The sequence below is a fragment of the Azospirillum mesophilum genome (assembly GCF_053470405.2).
In genome coordinates this window covers 1-14,363 of the sequence record NZ_JBPXMQ020000025.1, presented here as the reverse complement: position 1 = coordinate 14,363, position 14,363 = coordinate 1, and the positions used below count along the sequence as shown (strand labels likewise).

The 14,363-nt window shown below is 68.7% G+C and carries 12 protein-coding genes; 8 read left to right on the top strand and 4 right to left on the bottom strand.

Annotation, left to right across the window (positions count from 1 at the left end):
* The first annotated feature begins 67 nt into the window (after positions 1–67).
* Entirely contained in the window at positions 68–1,222 is a 1,155-nt protein-coding gene (locus tag ACSVC7_RS21740; protein WP_448206725.1) for a pyridoxal phosphate-dependent aminotransferase, read from the top strand.
* Between the two features lie 847 nt (positions 1,223–2,069).
* Here ACSVC7_RS21740 and ACSVC7_RS21735 read toward each other — a convergent pair.
* Genes ACSVC7_RS21735 through ACSVC7_RS21725 form a run of 3 tightly spaced genes read right to left on the bottom strand, consistent with a single transcriptional unit; the run spans position 2,070 to position 5,240 of the window.
* The gene (locus ACSVC7_RS21735; protein ID WP_448206726.1) at positions 2,070–3,065 is read right to left on the bottom strand and encodes a DUF4424 family protein; all 996 of its coding nucleotides are present in this window, start codon (positions 3,063–3,065) and stop codon (positions 2,070–2,072) included.
* Positions 3,065–4,429, bottom strand: coding sequence for a glutamate--cysteine ligase (locus ACSVC7_RS21730; protein WP_448206727.1), 1,365 nt, complete (start codon positions 4,427–4,429; stop codon positions 3,065–3,067). Before ACSVC7_RS21730 ends, ACSVC7_RS21735 begins: the two co-directional genes overlap by 1 nt.
* Positions 4,430–4,451: 22 nt before the next feature.
* Positions 4,452–5,240: a 16S rRNA (uracil(1498)-N(3))-methyltransferase gene (locus ACSVC7_RS21725; protein ID WP_448206728.1), complete on the bottom strand. Its 789-nt coding sequence runs from the start codon at positions 5,238–5,240 to the stop codon at positions 4,452–4,454.
* 125 nt (positions 5,241–5,365) lie between these two features.
* Here ACSVC7_RS21725 and ubiA point away from each other — a divergent pair, with 125 nt between their 5' ends.
* The gene (gene ubiA, locus ACSVC7_RS21720; protein WP_448206729.1) at positions 5,366–6,307 is read left to right on the top strand and encodes a 4-hydroxybenzoate octaprenyltransferase; all 942 of its coding nucleotides are present in this window, start codon (positions 5,366–5,368) and stop codon (positions 6,305–6,307) included.
* A gap of 116 nt (positions 6,308–6,423) precedes the next feature.
* Here ubiA and ACSVC7_RS21715 read toward each other — a convergent pair whose 3' ends face one another.
* Entirely contained in the window at positions 6,424–7,224 is an 801-nt protein-coding gene (locus ACSVC7_RS21715) for a CHAP domain-containing protein (protein WP_448206730.1), read from the bottom strand.
* Positions 7,225–7,397: 173 nt separating this feature from the next.
* Here ACSVC7_RS21715 and ACSVC7_RS21710 point away from each other — a divergent pair, with 173 nt between their 5' ends.
* The 6 genes from ACSVC7_RS21710 to ACSVC7_RS21685 all read left to right on the top strand — a co-directional run bounded on the left by ACSVC7_RS21710 (position 7,398) and on the right by ACSVC7_RS21685 (position 13,921).
* Positions 7,398–8,057, top strand: coding sequence for a class I SAM-dependent methyltransferase (locus ACSVC7_RS21710; protein WP_448206731.1), 660 nt, complete (start codon positions 7,398–7,400; stop codon positions 8,055–8,057).
* 3 nt (positions 8,058–8,060) lie between these two features.
* Positions 8,061–8,846, top strand: coding sequence for a HEAT repeat domain-containing protein (locus ACSVC7_RS21705; protein ID WP_448206732.1), 786 nt, complete (start codon positions 8,061–8,063; stop codon positions 8,844–8,846).
* Between the two features lie 335 nt (positions 8,847–9,181).
* Complete coding sequence (locus ACSVC7_RS21700; protein WP_448206733.1) at positions 9,182–10,693, top strand: UbiD family decarboxylase; 1,512 nt, start codon at positions 9,182–9,184, stop codon at positions 10,691–10,693.
* 23 nt (positions 10,694–10,716) lie between these two features.
* Positions 10,717–11,838, top strand: a complete 1,122-nt coding sequence (locus ACSVC7_RS21695) for a DUF3616 domain-containing protein (protein WP_448206734.1) — start codon at positions 10,717–10,719, stop codon at positions 11,836–11,838.
* A 132-nt stretch (positions 11,839–11,970) separates the two neighbouring features.
* Entirely contained in the window at positions 11,971–12,414 is a 444-nt protein-coding gene (locus ACSVC7_RS21690; protein WP_448206735.1) for a DoxX family protein, read from the top strand.
* Between the two features lie 151 nt (positions 12,415–12,565).
* On the top strand, positions 12,566–13,921 hold the full coding sequence (locus tag ACSVC7_RS21685; protein ID WP_483508614.1) for a TldD/PmbA family protein: 1,356 nt from the start codon (positions 12,566–12,568) through the stop codon (positions 13,919–13,921).
* The last annotated feature ends 442 nt before the right edge of the window (positions 13,922–14,363 follow it).

Sequence of the window (14,363 nt, the reverse complement as noted above, 5' to 3'; positions counted from 1 at the left end):
TGAACGCAGCGGTCCGAATTTTTCGGACCGCGTATGAATCCTATTTTTCGACTGTTTGTCCGGGATCATGAGCAAACACTGCAAAGTCTCCAAGCGGGGCGCCATTCCGCCCTTCTTCGTCATGGAAGTGATGCGCGCCGCCGCCGAGCGCGAGGCCGCCGGGCTGGAGGTCCTGCACATGGAGGTCGGGCAGCCCTCCACCGGCGCGCCGAAGGGCGTGCTGGAGGCGGCCCACCGCATGCTGGACGCCGACGTGCTGGGCTACACCGGCGCGCTGGGCATCCCGGCGTTGCGCGCGGCCATCGCGCGCTGGTACCGCGACCGTTACAAGGTCGATGTGCCGGAGCGGCGCGTGGTGGTCACCACCGGCTCCTCCGGCGCGTTCCAGCTGGGGTTCCTCGCGGCCTTCGATCCGGGCGACCGGGTCGCCATGGCCTCGCCCAGCTACCCGGCCTACCGCCACACGCTGACCGCCATCGGCGTGGAGCCGGTGGAGCTGCCGACCGGGCCGGAGCACCGCTTCCAGCCGACCATCGCGCTGCTGGAACAGCTCGACAAGCCCATCCAGGGCCTGATCGTGGCGAGCCCCGCCAACCCGACCGGCACCATGCTGAGCCGTGAGGAGCTGACCGAGATCGCCGCGTGGTGCGACGCCCACGGCGTGCGCCTCGTGTCGGACGAGATCTACCACGGCCTGACCTACGGGCCGGAGGCCGTCACCGCCGCCGAGGTCAGCGAAAGCGCGCTGGTGGTGAACAGCTTCTCCAAATACTTCTCGATGACCGGCTGGCGGCTCGGCTGGATGATCGTGCCGGACGACCTGATCCGCTCGGTCGAATGTCTGGCGCAGAATTTGTTCATCTCCGCCCCCAGCCTGTCGCAGGCGGCCGCCGTCGCCGCCTTCGACTGCGCGGAAGAGCTGGACGGCCACGTCGCCCGCTACGCCCGCAACCGCAAGATCCTGCTGGAGGAGCTGCCCAAGGCCGGCTTCGGCAAGATGGCGCCGGCGGACGGGGCCTTCTACGTCTACGCCGACGTGTCGGACATGACCGACGACAGCGAGGCCTTCTGCAAGCGCATCCTGGATGAGACGGGCATCGCCTGCACGCCGGGCATCGACTTCGACCCGGCCCGCGGCCACCATTTCGTGCGCTTCAGCTTCGCCGGATCGGAAGCGACCATCGCCGAAGCCGCGCGGCGCCTGATCGCCTGGAAGAAGTAAGGGCGGACATGGCGGTTGCCTTGGCACGAACGTCGGTGTATAGGATCTTTTTCCTTCATCGGCAAAAGGCTCCGCCATCACCGTCGCCCTGGGTTTCCGCCGCGGCAAGCACTGCATCCCCCGCGACCGCACGCAGGGCTTGGCGGCGCTCGGTTTCTCCGGCGCCGTCCTGGTGGACGCGTGGGACCGCTGTGACCCCGCCGCCCTGCGCAGTTCCCTCGTTCATCATGCACGCGACGGCCGGGCTCCCACCGAAGGGCCCGACGCCTTGCCCGGCCCGCCGCCCCCGGAGTGCGAGGAGGGCCGCCTCGTCCCGCGCTCCCCACTGCCCGACGAGACCTGGGCCGCGCTGGCCCGCCTGATCGCCGCCGGCTACTCCCCGACCGAGGCCGGCGCCAAGCTCGGCGTGCACCGCACGACCATCTGGGGCGCGTGGCAGGAGCACCGCGATTTCCGCATCCGCACCTATTGGGAATACAGCAGCCTGATCCGCGAGGCGCGGGCAAAGTTGAGGAAACTCAACGCCCTGCTCGCCCCGTCATGGAGCTTGCCGCCGGATGATGAGGGGCGGTTGGATAAGTTGTTCATTGGAAACGAATGCCCCCTCCCCAACCCTCCCCCGCTACGCGGGAGAGGGAGCTTGGGCGAAGCGGCGGCAGTCCCCTCCACCGCGCAGCGGGGGAGGGTTAGGGAGGGGGCAAAAACCCCTTCGCACACGAACCCTTGTGCACCCGATGCACAACGTTCGTACACGGCAGATTCACCGCAACCCCCTGTCCCCAAACCAAAAAACCCCGAAACCGCCCATTGTGCATCCCATGCACCCTGCACAATCCGCCCAACGCCGTCACTCCGGCAGGCAGGCCCCATTCTTCGGGCAGCGGCTGTACAGGAACAAAATGTTCAAATCCTGTGTGGGCCGGTAGTCGCGGGCGGACGCGGTGAAGCTGTTCCCCTGCCGGACCAGCGACAGCCCCGGAATGGGGCATGTGGAGATCAGGCTCGCATCCTCCTTATCCACCACCAGGGTGAAGGTGCCGATCGGCCCCGACCAGTTGGCGCCGGTCTTCAGCACATACTCGACCCAATGCCCCTCGACATAGGCGAGGTCGTCATTCTTCGTTTCCCTGGCGTGCGTCTCGTTGAAGCGCGGCATCTTCCGGAAGGCGCGCAGGAACGCCTCGTCCCCGCACCAGTTGGCCGTCATGGAGGCCGAGATGAACCCACTGCCGTGGGCCGGCCGGTAGCTGTGCCGGATCCGGGTTTCGCGACCGGCCGGGAAGGTCTGCGTCCAATGAAAGGTGACGTCGGTCACCCAGGTGGCAAAGGGGTCGTCGTCGCCCTGGTCGGCGACCGCCCCCATCTCAAGCAACCGCTTTTTCGTGTCGCCCGTACCGATGTCGCCCGCCACGGGCGACAGCTTCAGTTCCTTGAGAAGGGCCGTGATCTCCCGCCCGTCCTCCAGGTAGGACCGCGCCTCCACCGACGGCACGACCTCCTTCCCGTCGACCCAGGTGTGGAAGTCGAGGAAATTCAGCTCCTTGTCCCGGGGCAGGTTGTGCGGGGAATTGTACAGCTCCGCCATGCTCAGGCGCGGCATCGGGAAGGCCACGACCGTCGTGACGTCCGCCCCGCTGACGTTCTGGAACACATAGTCCACGGTGATCCGCGTGGGCGAGATGCTCAGCACCTCCGACGCCATGCGGACCGTGTCGATCTTCTGGAAGGAAAGCCCGCCCGCCGCGAAGGCCGCCGCCGAATCGTTGGCGACGGCCCGCGACCCGGAACCCGACAGGGCACCGAACGCGAGCGCCGCCAACAGCACGACCGCGGTCGCGCGCATCAGTACGCGTATTCCCGGAAGACCGGATCGACGCTGCCGCCCCACGGGCCGTTGAACTTCGCCAACAGCTCGTCCGCCGGGGTCTCGCCGCTTTCCGCGATGCTGACCAGCGTGTCGATGAAATGGCTTTCGTCGTCGCCCCAGTTGTCGTTGCGGGCGCGGCGAACGAGGCCGCCGCGGGCGATCGCCAGGACCTCCAGCGCCACCTCGCGCACCGTGCGGTCGCGGAAGGTGGTGCGCAGCGCGTGGCGCGGCACATCGGCGCGCAGGTGGGCGCGCTCCTCGGTCGTCCAGTCCTTCACCAGATCCCAGGCCGCATCCAAAGCCTGCGTGTCGTACAGCAGGCCGACCCACAGGGCCGGCAGGGCGCACAGGCGGCGCCAGGGGCCGCCGTCGGCGCCGCGCATCTCCAGATACTTCTTCAGACGCACCTCGGGGAAGGAGGTGGTCATGTGATCGGCCCAGTCGGTGATCAGCGGCGTCTCGCCCGGCAGCGCCGGCAGCTTGCCCTGCATGAAATCACGGAAAGACTGGCCGGAGGCGTCGATGTACCGGCCGTCGCGGTAGACGAAGTACATCGGCACGTCGAGCAGATAGTCCACGTACCGGTCGAACCCGAACCCGTCCTCGAACACGAAGGGCAGGTCGCCGGTGCGGTCGGGGTCGGTGTCGGTCCAGATGTGGCTGCGGAAGCTCTGGAAGCCGTTCGGCTTGCCCTCCGTGAAGGGGGAGTTGGCAAACAGCGCCGTCGCGATGGGCTGAAGCGCGAGGCTGACCCGGAACTTCTTCACCATGTCGGCTTCCGACGCGAAGTCCAGGTTCACCTGCACGGTGCAGGTCCGCGTCATCATGTCGACGCCGAGGTTGCCGCGCTTGGGCATGTAGTCGCCCATGATCTTGTAGCGGCCCTTGGGCATCCAGGGGATCTCGTCGCGGCGCCACTTCGGCTGGAAGCCCAGGCCCATCATGGCGATGCCCAGCTCCGCCCCGACCTCCTTCACCTGCCGCAGATGGCGGTGCACCTCCGCGCAGGTCTGGTGCAGGTTTTCCACCGGGGCGCCGGACAGCTCCACCTGGCCGCCGGGCTCCAGCGTGATGTTGGCCATCCCCTGCGTCAGGGCGATGATGTTGCCGTTCTCCTCGACCGGGTCCCAGCCGAAGCGCTGGAGGCGCGTCAGCAGTTCCCCGATGCCGTCCGGCCCTTCGTAGGGCAGCGTGCGCAGGTCGGAGACGCGGTAGGCGAATTTCTCGTGCTCGGTCCCGATGCGCCAGTCTTCGGCCGGCTTGCTGCCGGACTCCAGGTAGGCCACCAGCTGGCGGCGGTCGGTGATCGGTTCGCCACGCGTCGTTGGAGGTGCGGACATGAATGCTCCCGCTTTCGAAAAATCACACCGCCGGATCAGCCGGCGAACGGAAGGGCGGCCGGGTGTCGCCACCTCCCGCCGTCCAGTCCCCCGAAAGGGCCTGCCAGCAGGCCAGCGCCGCGACCACCGCCGTGTCGGCCCGAAGGATGCGGGGCCCCAGGCCGACTGGGACAACAAAGGGTAGTTTACAAATTTCGTCAAGTTCCGACTGTGCAAAGCCGCCCTCCGGCCCGATCAGGAACGCGGCGGGACCGCGCTCCCTCCCGCGTACGGCCTCGGCGATGGGGCGTACGTTCCCGGCCTCCGCGCACAGGTACAGCGTACGCTCCGCCGGCCAGCCGGCCAGCGCCTTGTCCAGTTGCAGCGGCTCCGACATCTCCGGCACGGTCAGGCGCTCGGACTGCTCGGCCGCCTCGATGGCGTTGGCGCGCAGGCGGTCGGTGTTGACGCGGTTCGGGTCGGTGCGGCGGGTGAAGACCGGCCACAGGCGCGACACGCCCAGCTCCGTCGCCTTCTCCGCCACGAAGTCGATGCGCCCGCGCTTGATCGGCGCGAACAGCAGCCACAGGTCGGGGCCGTCAGCCTGCGTGCGCCGCTGCGCCGTCACCGTCAGCGAGCACCAGCCCTTCCCGAACCCGTCGATAGCCGCCAGCCATTCCCCGTCCCGCCCGTTGAAGACCGCCACCACGTCGCCCTTGTCGAGCCGCAGCACATGCCGCAGGAAATGGGCGCGTTCGTGGTCGAGCCCCACGGCCTGCCCCTCGGCCAGGGGGCTGTCCACATACAGGCGGGTCTTCGGCTGCTCAGACATGATGCTCGTCTCCGGTTGGGCGTGGATTATAGCGGGAAGCCCATGGCCATCGCGAGCCTCCCGGCCTTGCGGCGCCCGGAATCGGTGGCTACCTTGCCCGCGCACCGATCACACCTGGGAATGCCATGACCAGCCCCGCTTTTCCCGCCCCCGGCCCCGCCGGCAACGGCGAATTCACCGACATCCGGCGCGGCGACTGGATCGACCGCTTCGCCCCGGCCGCGACGCGCCCCTATCTGCGGCTGGCCCGGCTGGACCGGCCGATCGGGACGTGGCTGCTGCTGTTCCCCGGCTGGTGGAGCATCGCGCTGGCCGGCCCCAGCTGGCTGCCGGATCTCTGGCTGATGGCACTGTTCGCCGTTGGCTCCGTGGTCATGCGCGGGGCCGGCTGCACGGTGAACGACATCCTGGACCGCGACTTCGACGCGATGGTGGAGCGCACCCGCGCCCGCCCCATCCCGTCCGGGCAGGTGTCGGTGAAGCAGGCGGTCGCCTTTCTGGCGCTGCAACTTCTGATCGGGCTGGCGATTCTGGTACAGTTCAACCGGGGCACCATCGGGCTGGGCGTGCTGTCGCTTCTGCTGGTCTTCACCTACCCGCTGATGAAGCGCATCACCTGGTGGCCGCAGGCCTTCCTGGGGCTGACCTTCAACTGGGGCGCCCTGATGGGGTGGAGCGCGGTGCGCGGCGACCTCGACTGGCCGGCGCTGGCGCTCTACGCGGCAGGGATTGTCTGGACGCTGGGCTACGACACCATCTACGCCCACCAGGACAAGGAGGACGACGCCCGCATCGGCGTGAAGTCCACCGCCCTGCGGTTGGGCGACCAGAGCAAGATCTGGATCTACGGCTTCTACACCCAGACCTTTGTGGGGATCGGGCTGGCCGGGCGTCTGGCGGGGCTGGGCGGCCTGTACCTGCCGGCCCTGACGCTGGCGGCGCTGCACCTGTCCTGGCAGGTGGCGACCTGGAATCCCGACGACCAGCAGGACTGCCTGGACAAGTTCAAGTCCAACCGCTGGTTCGGCTGGCTGGTCCTGGCCGCGATCGTGATCGGGAAGATGTGAGCGGGAATTCCGTAGGTTGGGTTGAGCGCAAGCGAAACCCAACACCCGCCTTCAATGCCGACTGTGTTGGGTTTCGCCTGCGGCTCAACCCAACCTACGGCACCTATCCTTGGAAATTACTCCGCCGACAGTTCGGCGACGGCGCTGGAGCCGGGCTTGCGGCCGGGCATCGGGGCCAGAAGGCCGTCCACGGAAGCCACCTCGGTCTTCACCGACGCCGGGACGGCCGGCTTGCGGCGCGGCAGCACGGCGACGACCGTCTCGTCCGCCGCGCCGACGCTGGACTTGGCCGGGGCCGGGGTGAGGGAGGCGTTCAGGATCTGCGGCTTGCGGCCCGGCATGGCGACCGCGCGGCCCTTCAGCGAGGCCTCCATCAGGCGCGCCTTGCCGAGGGCGGGCCCGGGGGCGGGCTTGACCGCGCCGCGGCCGTGCGGGGTGACCGTGAAGCCGGTGTCGATGCCCGAGTCGTTGGCGTCCATCATGCGGCCGTTCGCGTGCTCGCCTTCCGGCAGGATGAAGCCGTAGGTGGTGTAGACGCGCAGGCCGAGCTGGTCCGACGGCTCGTGCCAGACGCGGACGGCCGACCAGTCGTTGTTGCGCGACACGTCCACGACGCGCATGTTGCGGCGCAGCCCGCGGCCGTCGAGCCAGGAGTGATCCACCTCGATGGTGCGGCGGTCGATGACGTGGCTGACCAGCGAGACGTGGCCGCGGTTCAGCCGGCCGGAACGCTTGAAGACCAGCACCGAGCCCGCGGCCGGGCGCTTGTCGCGCTCGTACTGGCCGACGGCGCGGTCCCACCATTTCCAGGCGTCGCCCTGGAGCGTGAAGTCGGAGATCGCGCGGACGGTGCGGACGCAGTCCTCCGCGGCGGCAGGGGCTATGGCGAAGGGGCTGAGCGCGAGGAACGCTGCCAACGAAAGGCTGATGGCTACTCCCTTCGACCGCATATCGACCCCTTGCTTTTTGTTTGTCACTGTTGCCTGGGTAACACGGTCTTGCTGGTGAGTCTACTCCGTTTGAATTATGTAACCAAAACCGGCTGTGGACAAATCGTCCGCACCCGCGCCGAATCGCCGGGAATCCTCGCATGAACAGCCCCTCGCCGAACGACTTCGTCCGGTCCAACACCACGGTCGCGACGCCCCCGTTGCTGCCGGAAATCCGCCTGCATCTGGCCACAGAGGTCACGCCGCTCTGGGAGGCGACGGAGGAAACCTTGCGGGAGTCGAACGTGCCCCCGCCCTACTGGGCCTTTGCTTGGCCCGGCGGGCAGGCGGTCGCGCGCCTCGTGCTCGACCGGCCGGATCTGGTGGCCGGCAAGTCGGTGCTTGACTTCGCCGCCGGCACCGGCCTGATCGGCGTCGCCGCGGCAAAGGCGGGGGCCGCGCGGGTGCAGTCCTGCGACATCGACCGCTTCTCCCTGGCCGCCATCACCCTGAACGCGGAGCTGAACGGAGTCGCGGTGAAGGCCGTCAGCGCCGATCTCGTCGGCCGCGACCTGCCGGGCATCGACGTCGTGCTGGCCGGCGACGTCTGCTACGAGAAGCCGATGGCGGAGCGCGTCGTCGCCTGGCTGCGCGGAATCGCCGCGACCGGCACGTTGGTGCTGCTGGGCGACCCTGGCCGCGCCTACGTCCCGACCAGCGGGATCGAGCGCGTGGGCCACTACACCGTCCCGACCTCGCTGGAGCTGGAGGACCGCGACCAGCGGGACACCACCATCTGGCGCCTGCTGCCGGACGCCTGACCCATGGCCGCCGACACCCCCGCTCCCACGGTTGCGAAGCCCCGCAAGGGCGCCACGCGCATGGCCGACATCCCGCCCGACGTCCTGGCCGACCTGAACGCCGGCCGGCGCGAGACCGCGACCCTGGCCGAGGGGCTCGCCATCGACTTTGCCACCCTGCTGGCGGCGGCGGTGCCCGAGGCGGCGGGAAAGGCCCGATTCGATCCGACGGACGGCGTCACCAAACGCATGGCGCTGGCCGGCGCCACGTCCCTGGACGCCCTCGGCCCCGGCGCGGTGGAACGGCTGGCCGCCCACCCCTCCGACACGGTGCGCGGCTGGGCCTGCTACGCCCTGGCCGCCCTCCCTGACCTAACTCTCGCGGAACGGCTCGACCGCATCCGCCCGCTGGCCGACGACCCGCATTTCGGCGTGCGCGAATGGGCGTGGCTGGCGTTGCGCCCACACATCGCGGAGCGGATCGATGAGGCCATCGCCCTGCTCACCCCCTGGACGGCCTCCCCCTCCGAGCGCCTGCGCCGCTTCGCCAGCGAAGCCACCCGCCCGCGCGGCGTCTGGTGCGCCCACATCGGCCTGCTGAAGAACGAGCCGGAGCGCGGCTTGGCCATCCTCGATCCGCTGCGCGCGGACGGCGCCCGCTACGTCCAGGACTCCGTCGCCAACTGGCTGAACGACGCGGCGAAGTCGCACCCCGACTGGGTCCGCGACCTCTGCGCCCGCTGGGACTCGGACAGCCCGGCGACCCGATACATCATCCGGCGCGCCCTGCGCAGCGTCACGAAGGCTTGACGCCGTGAACGTCCCGCTGATGTTAGGACGCCTTACGGCCAATCACAAAGCCCTTCTCCCCTTGGCCTCACGCGCAAACGAAGTTTGCGCTGACGGCGACAGGCGGCCTGTGGCCGCCGAAAGCGGGGAGAAGGGTTGGGATGAGGGGTCGTTGCCGCTCGAAGAGCGGGAAGAGACCGGCCGGCTTCGCCAACGCCACCCTCACCCCAACCACGCTTGCCTGCGAACGCCTTCGGCGTCCTCCGGCGGCGCGCCCCTCAAGGGAGAGGGGCTTTACGCTACTTCGCAAAATTCTATAAGCGCCCCTCCACCCCCCTGCACGGACACGCCGCCAAATGCCTTACACCTCGTTGCGTGACTTCATCGACCGGCTGGAGAAGGCCGGGCGGCTGGTGGTCGTCAAGGAACCGGTGTCGACCGTCCTGGAGATGACCGAGATCCAGACCCGCCTTCTGGCCGAGGGCGGCCCGGCGGTGCTGTTCGAGAATGTCATCAAGGCCGACGGCACGCGGTCTGAAATGCCGGTGCTGATCAACCTGTTCGGCACGGTGGAGCGAGTCGCCTGGGGCATGGACCGCGAGCCGCATGAGCTGCGCGCGGTGGGCGAGACCCTGGCTTTCCTGAAGCAGCCGGAACCGCCCGGCGGCTTCCGCGAGGCGCTGGAACTGATCCCGCTCGCCAAGACGGTCCTGTCCATGAAGCCGAAGACCGTCGGCTCCGCCCCCTGTCAGGAGGTGGTGCTGACCGGCGACCAGATCGACCTCGGCCGCCTGCCGGTGCAGAGCTGCTGGCCGGGCGAGCCGGCGCCGCTGATCACCTGGCCCCTCGTCGTGACCAAGGGGCCGACCGGCAAGCGGGAGGACGATTTCAATCTCGGCATCTACCGCATGCAGGTGCTGGGGAAGAACAAGACCATCATGCGCTGGCTGAAGCACCGCGGCGGCGCGCAGCACCACCACCGCTGGGCCGCGAGTGGGAAGCGCGAACCGCTGCCCTGCGCGGTCGTGCTGGGCGCCGACCCCGGCACCATCCTCGCCGCCGTCACGCCGGTTCCCGACACGCTGTCCGAATACCAGTTCGCCGGCCTGCTGCGCGGCAAGAAGGTGGAACTGGTGGACTGCAAGACCGTGCCGCTGAAGGTGCCGGCCCAGGCCGAAATCGTCCTGGAAGGCCACGTCAGCCTGGACGAATACGCCGACGAGGGGCCGTACGGCGACCACACCGGCTATTACAACTCGGTTGAGCCCTTCCCGGTCTTCACCGTCACGGCGATGACCATGCGGCGCAACCCGATTTACCTCTCCACCTTCACCGGCCGCCCGCCGGACGAGCCCTCTGTTTTGGGCGAGGCGCTGAACGAGGTCTTCATCCCCCTGCTGACCCAGCAGTTCCCGGAAATCGTGGACTTCTGGCTGCCGCCGGAGGGCTGCTCCTACCGCATCGCGGTGGTCAGCATGAAGAAGGCCTATCCCGGCCACGCCAAGCGCGTGATGATGGGCGTCTGGTCCTTCCTGCGGCAGTTCATGTACACGAAGTGGGTGATCGTCGTGGACGACGACATCGACGCGCGGAACTGGAAGGACGTGATGTGGGCGATGAGCACCCGCATGGACCCGGCGCGCGACATCACGGTGATCGAGGGCACGCCCATCGACTATCTGGACTTCGCCAGCCCCGACTCAGGACTGGGCGGCAAGGTCGGGCTGGACGCCACCAACAAGTGGCCGCCGGAGACCAAGCGCGAATGGGGCCAGAAGATCCGCATGGACCAAACCGTCGTGGACGAGGTTTCCCGCAAGTGGGACTCCTACGGCCTGCCGGGCAGCGGGACGCCCATCTGGAAATAGCCCCTGCCCCCGGAGGTCAGCCGATGCCCCGCGATATCGCCCAGCCGCTGAACACCGTCCGCCTGACCTTCCGCCCCGGCAGCCGCACCGCAGAGGATCTGTCGGTCGTGGAGCGCGTCGGCCCCAGCCTGTTCGTTGCCGCGGACGAGGGGGCGGAGGTCGTGCGGCTCACCACGGCCGACGGCGGCAACAGCTACGCCGAGGACGCGGCCTTCCCGCTGTCAGAATTCTTCGCCCTGCCGGCCGCGGATGGGGACTCGGATGAGGCGGACATCGAAGGCATGGCGGTGGACGGCGGCTGGCTGTGGCTCGTGGGTTCGCACAGCCTCGCCCGCTCCAAGCCCAAAAGGCACGAGGACGAGGCGGCGGCCCTGGCGCGCTTGACCGCCGTGCGCCGCGACCCCAACCGCTTCCTGCTCGGCCGCATCCCCCTGCGGACGGAGGTGGAGGGCCTGGCCGTTCCGGTGCGCGAAGACGGCGGACGCTCGGCCCGCAGCCTCGCCTTCAAAAACGGCGGCAAGAACGGTGGCAACGCCCTGACCAAAGCCTTGAAGCACGACGAGCATCTTGGCCGCTTCCTGGGCATTCCCGCCAAGGAGAACGGCTTCGACGTCGAAGGGCTGGCCGCCCGTGGCGACCGCCTGTTCCTCGGCCTGCGCGGCCCGGTGCTGCGCGGCTGGGCCTGCATCCTGGAGCTTGTGGTCAAGGAGCACCCCCACCATCCCGGCCGCCTGAAGCTGCGCCGCATCGGCCAGGCCGGCGAGCGCTACCGTAAGCATTTCCTGGACCTGGACGGGCTGGGCATCCGCGAACTGACCCTCGACGGCGAGGATCTGGTGATCCTGGCCGGTCCGACCATGGATCTCGACGGCCCGGTCGCCCTGTGGCGCTGGACCGGCGCGCTCGGCTCCGCCCAACAGCGCGTGATCCCGCGCGACCAACTTGTCCATCTGCTCGACCTGCCCCACGGAGAGGGCACCGACCATGCCGAGGGCATTTGCCGCATTCCCCGCGCCGGCGCCGCCCCGGCCCTTCTGGTCGTCTACGACAGCCCCGGCCAGCCGCGCCGACACGGCGACGGAGTGGACGCCGACCTGTTCGCCCTGCCATCGCGCTACGACCCGGCGAACGCGTTCCTGGCGTGACTCATCCGTTGCATAATCAGCAACAATCAATATACGACAACACGGATTATCCCAATCACCGACACGGCTATTCTTGTCCCCAGACGACACGGGCTCCCCGACCGGAGCCCCCCGGGACAAGGAGACAGAGCCATGATCGACAACCGCACCGCCCCCTACGCCGCCTTCCTTCTGCGCGTCAGCCTGGGCCTTCTGTTCATCGCCCACGGGCTGGTGCTGAAAGTCCTCACCTTCGGGATCGCCGGCACGGTCGGCTATTTCGAGAGCATCGGCTATCCGGGCTTCTTCGCCTACCTCGTGATCCTCGGCGAGATCGGCGGCGGCCTGCTGCTGGTCGCCGGCCTCTACACCCGCTGGATCGCGCTGGCGCTGCTGCCGCTCATGATCGGTGCCACGATGCAGCACATCGGCAACGGCTGGGTCTTCTCGTCACAGGGCGGCGGCTGGGAGTTCCCGGTGTTCTGGACCGTACTGCTTCCCATCCAGGCCCTGCTGGGCGACGGCGCCTTCGCCGTGAAGCTTCCGGCCCTGAAAGTCCCGAAGGCGGAGCACCCGGTGCAGGATCGCCTCGCCTGACCACCCGCATCGGCATCACGGCGCGCGGACGGGCCTTGCCCTCCGCGCGCCGTCGCGTTCACGCTTGGGCGTACCCGAGGCAATATGCCCCTTCCTCTTCAGCCCGGCGCTCCCATTTGCTAGACAAGCCGGAGACCAAGCGGAGACCGTGATGCCCGTTTCGACCACCTCTCACCCCGATGTGCTGAATCTGCTGGACGACCTGATCCGCAAGGCGAAGGGCGCCGGGGCCGATGCCGCCGACGCGGTGCTGTTCGACAGCGCCTCCCTGTCGCTGAGCCAGCGATTCGGCAAAACGGAGAAGCTGGAGCGGTCCGAATCGGGCGACCTTGGCCTGCGCGTCTTCATCGGCAAGCGGCAGGCCATCGTCTCCTCCACCGACCGCAGCGCCAAGGCGCTGGACGAGCTGGTGGAGCGCGCGGTCGCCATGGCCCGCGTGGTGCCGGAAGATCCCTTCACCGGCCTTGCCGACCCCGACCAACTGGCCCGCAGCATCCCCGACCTCGACGTGCTCGACCCGGCCGAACCCTCCGCCGAGACTCTGATCGAGCGCGCCCGCATCGCCGAGGAAGCCGCCCTTGCCGTGGAGGGCGTCACCAATTCCGAAGGCGCCGACGCGGGCTGGAGCCGGTCCACCATCGCCATCGCCGCCTCCAACGGTTTCGCCGGGAGCTATGGCGTATCGCGCCAGTCGCTGTCGGCCTCCGTGCTCGCCGGGACAGGCACGGGGATGGAGCGCGACTACGACTATGACAGCAAGGTCTACGGCGCCGACCTGCGCGCGCCCGCCGAGATCGGCCGCGAGGCAGGCCAGCGCGCCGTGCGCCGCCTGAACCCGCGCCGGGTGAAGAGCTGCAAGGTGCCGGTGGTGTTCGACCCGCGCGTCTCCCGCGGGTTGCTGGGCCATCTGCTGGGCGCCATCAGCGGGCCGAGCATCGCGCGCGGCACCAGCTTCCTGAAGGACAAGATGGGCCAGCAAATCTTCCCGGCGGGCGTCACCATCGTGGACGACCCGCACGTGAAGCGCGGCCTGCGCTCCCGCCCCTTCGACGCGGAGGGCATCGAGACCACCCGCCGCAACGTCATCGAGGAAGGCCGCCTGACCACGTGGCTGCTCGACCTGCGCTCCGCGCGGCAGCTCGGCCTGACGACCACCGGACACGCCGCGCGCGGCACCTCCGGCCCGCCGGGTCCGGCCCCGGCCAACGTCTACATGGCCCCCGGCACGCGCAGCCGCGAGGACCTGCTGGCCGAGATCAAGGACGGCTTCTATGTGACCGAGCTGATGGGCACCGGCGTCAACGGTGTGACTGGCGACTACAGCCGGGGTGCTGCCGGCTATTGGATCGAGAACGGCCAGATCGCCTACCCGGTCACCGAACTGACCGTCGCCGGCAACCTGAAGGACATGTTCCTGAACCTGGAGCCGGCGAGCGACCTGGAATTGCGCTTCGGCATGGACGCGCCGACCATCCGCGTGGACGGCCTGACCATCGCCGGCATGTGAGGGTTCAAGAATGGGCGCCTTCGGGCGCCCAAACGCCCCGGCCGCTCCGCATGCGGCAAAAAATCGCACACGCCTGTATGGATTGTGTGCCGTCCCGGCGATGCCCAAAATTGCGGCGCGGACGGGGTAGCGGGTTGGCCACTACCCCCGCCGCTCAACGGAGGGTGCGAGGATGAGAGAACTCCTCACTCTCCTGATCCTTGTCCTGGACGTGATCAAGCGGCTGCTTGATCTCCTGGGCTAAGATCGGGCCTGGAAGGCGGGGGGTGCCTCCCTCGCCTTCCTTGCCAGATTGTGGGATCGGCGCCCGCCCCTGTCAATCGTCCGGTACGCCAATGGCAGGGCCATTCAAAGAAAGCCGTTCTTGACGGTTGCAATGGTGGCACAGCGATCTTCGGCGCAGGCCATGCGGACGGCGGGGAGTGGGGCGCCGAAGAGATTG

Bases quoted from the DNA above. Each gene is read 5' to 3' on its own strand.
- ACSVC7_RS21735 (WP_448206726.1), bottom strand. From the start codon at position 3,065: ATGCGCGCGACCGCGGTCGTGCTGTTGGCGGCGCTCGCGTTCGGTGCC.
- ACSVC7_RS21740 (WP_448206725.1), top strand. From the start codon at position 68: ATGAGCAAACACTGCAAAGTCTCCAAGCGGGGCGCCATTCCGCCCTTC.
- ACSVC7_RS21690 (WP_448206735.1), top strand. From the start codon at position 11,971: ATGATCGACAACCGCACCGCCCCCTACGCCGCCTTCCTTCTGCGCGTC.
- ACSVC7_RS21705 (WP_448206732.1), top strand. From the start codon at position 8,061: ATGGCCGCCGACACCCCCGCTCCCACGGTTGCGAAGCCCCGCAAGGGC.
- ACSVC7_RS21700 (WP_448206733.1), top strand. From the start codon at position 9,182: ATGCCTTACACCTCGTTGCGTGACTTCATCGACCGGCTGGAGAAGGCC.
- ACSVC7_RS21695 (WP_448206734.1), top strand. From the start codon at position 10,717: ATGCCCCGCGATATCGCCCAGCCGCTGAACACCGTCCGCCTGACCTTC.
- ubiA (WP_448206729.1), top strand. From the start codon at position 5,366: ATGACCAGCCCCGCTTTTCCCGCCCCCGGCCCCGCCGGCAACGGCGAA.
- ACSVC7_RS21725 (WP_448206728.1), bottom strand. From the start codon at position 5,240: ATGTCTGAGCAGCCGAAGACCCGCCTGTATGTGGACAGCCCCCTGGCC.
- ACSVC7_RS21685 (WP_483508614.1), top strand. From the start codon at position 12,566: ATGCCCGTTTCGACCACCTCTCACCCCGATGTGCTGAATCTGCTGGAC.
- ACSVC7_RS21730 (WP_448206727.1), bottom strand. From the start codon at position 4,429: ATGTCCGCACCTCCAACGACGCGTGGCGAACCGATCACCGACCGCCGC.
- ACSVC7_RS21710 (WP_448206731.1), top strand. From the start codon at position 7,398: ATGAACAGCCCCTCGCCGAACGACTTCGTCCGGTCCAACACCACGGTC.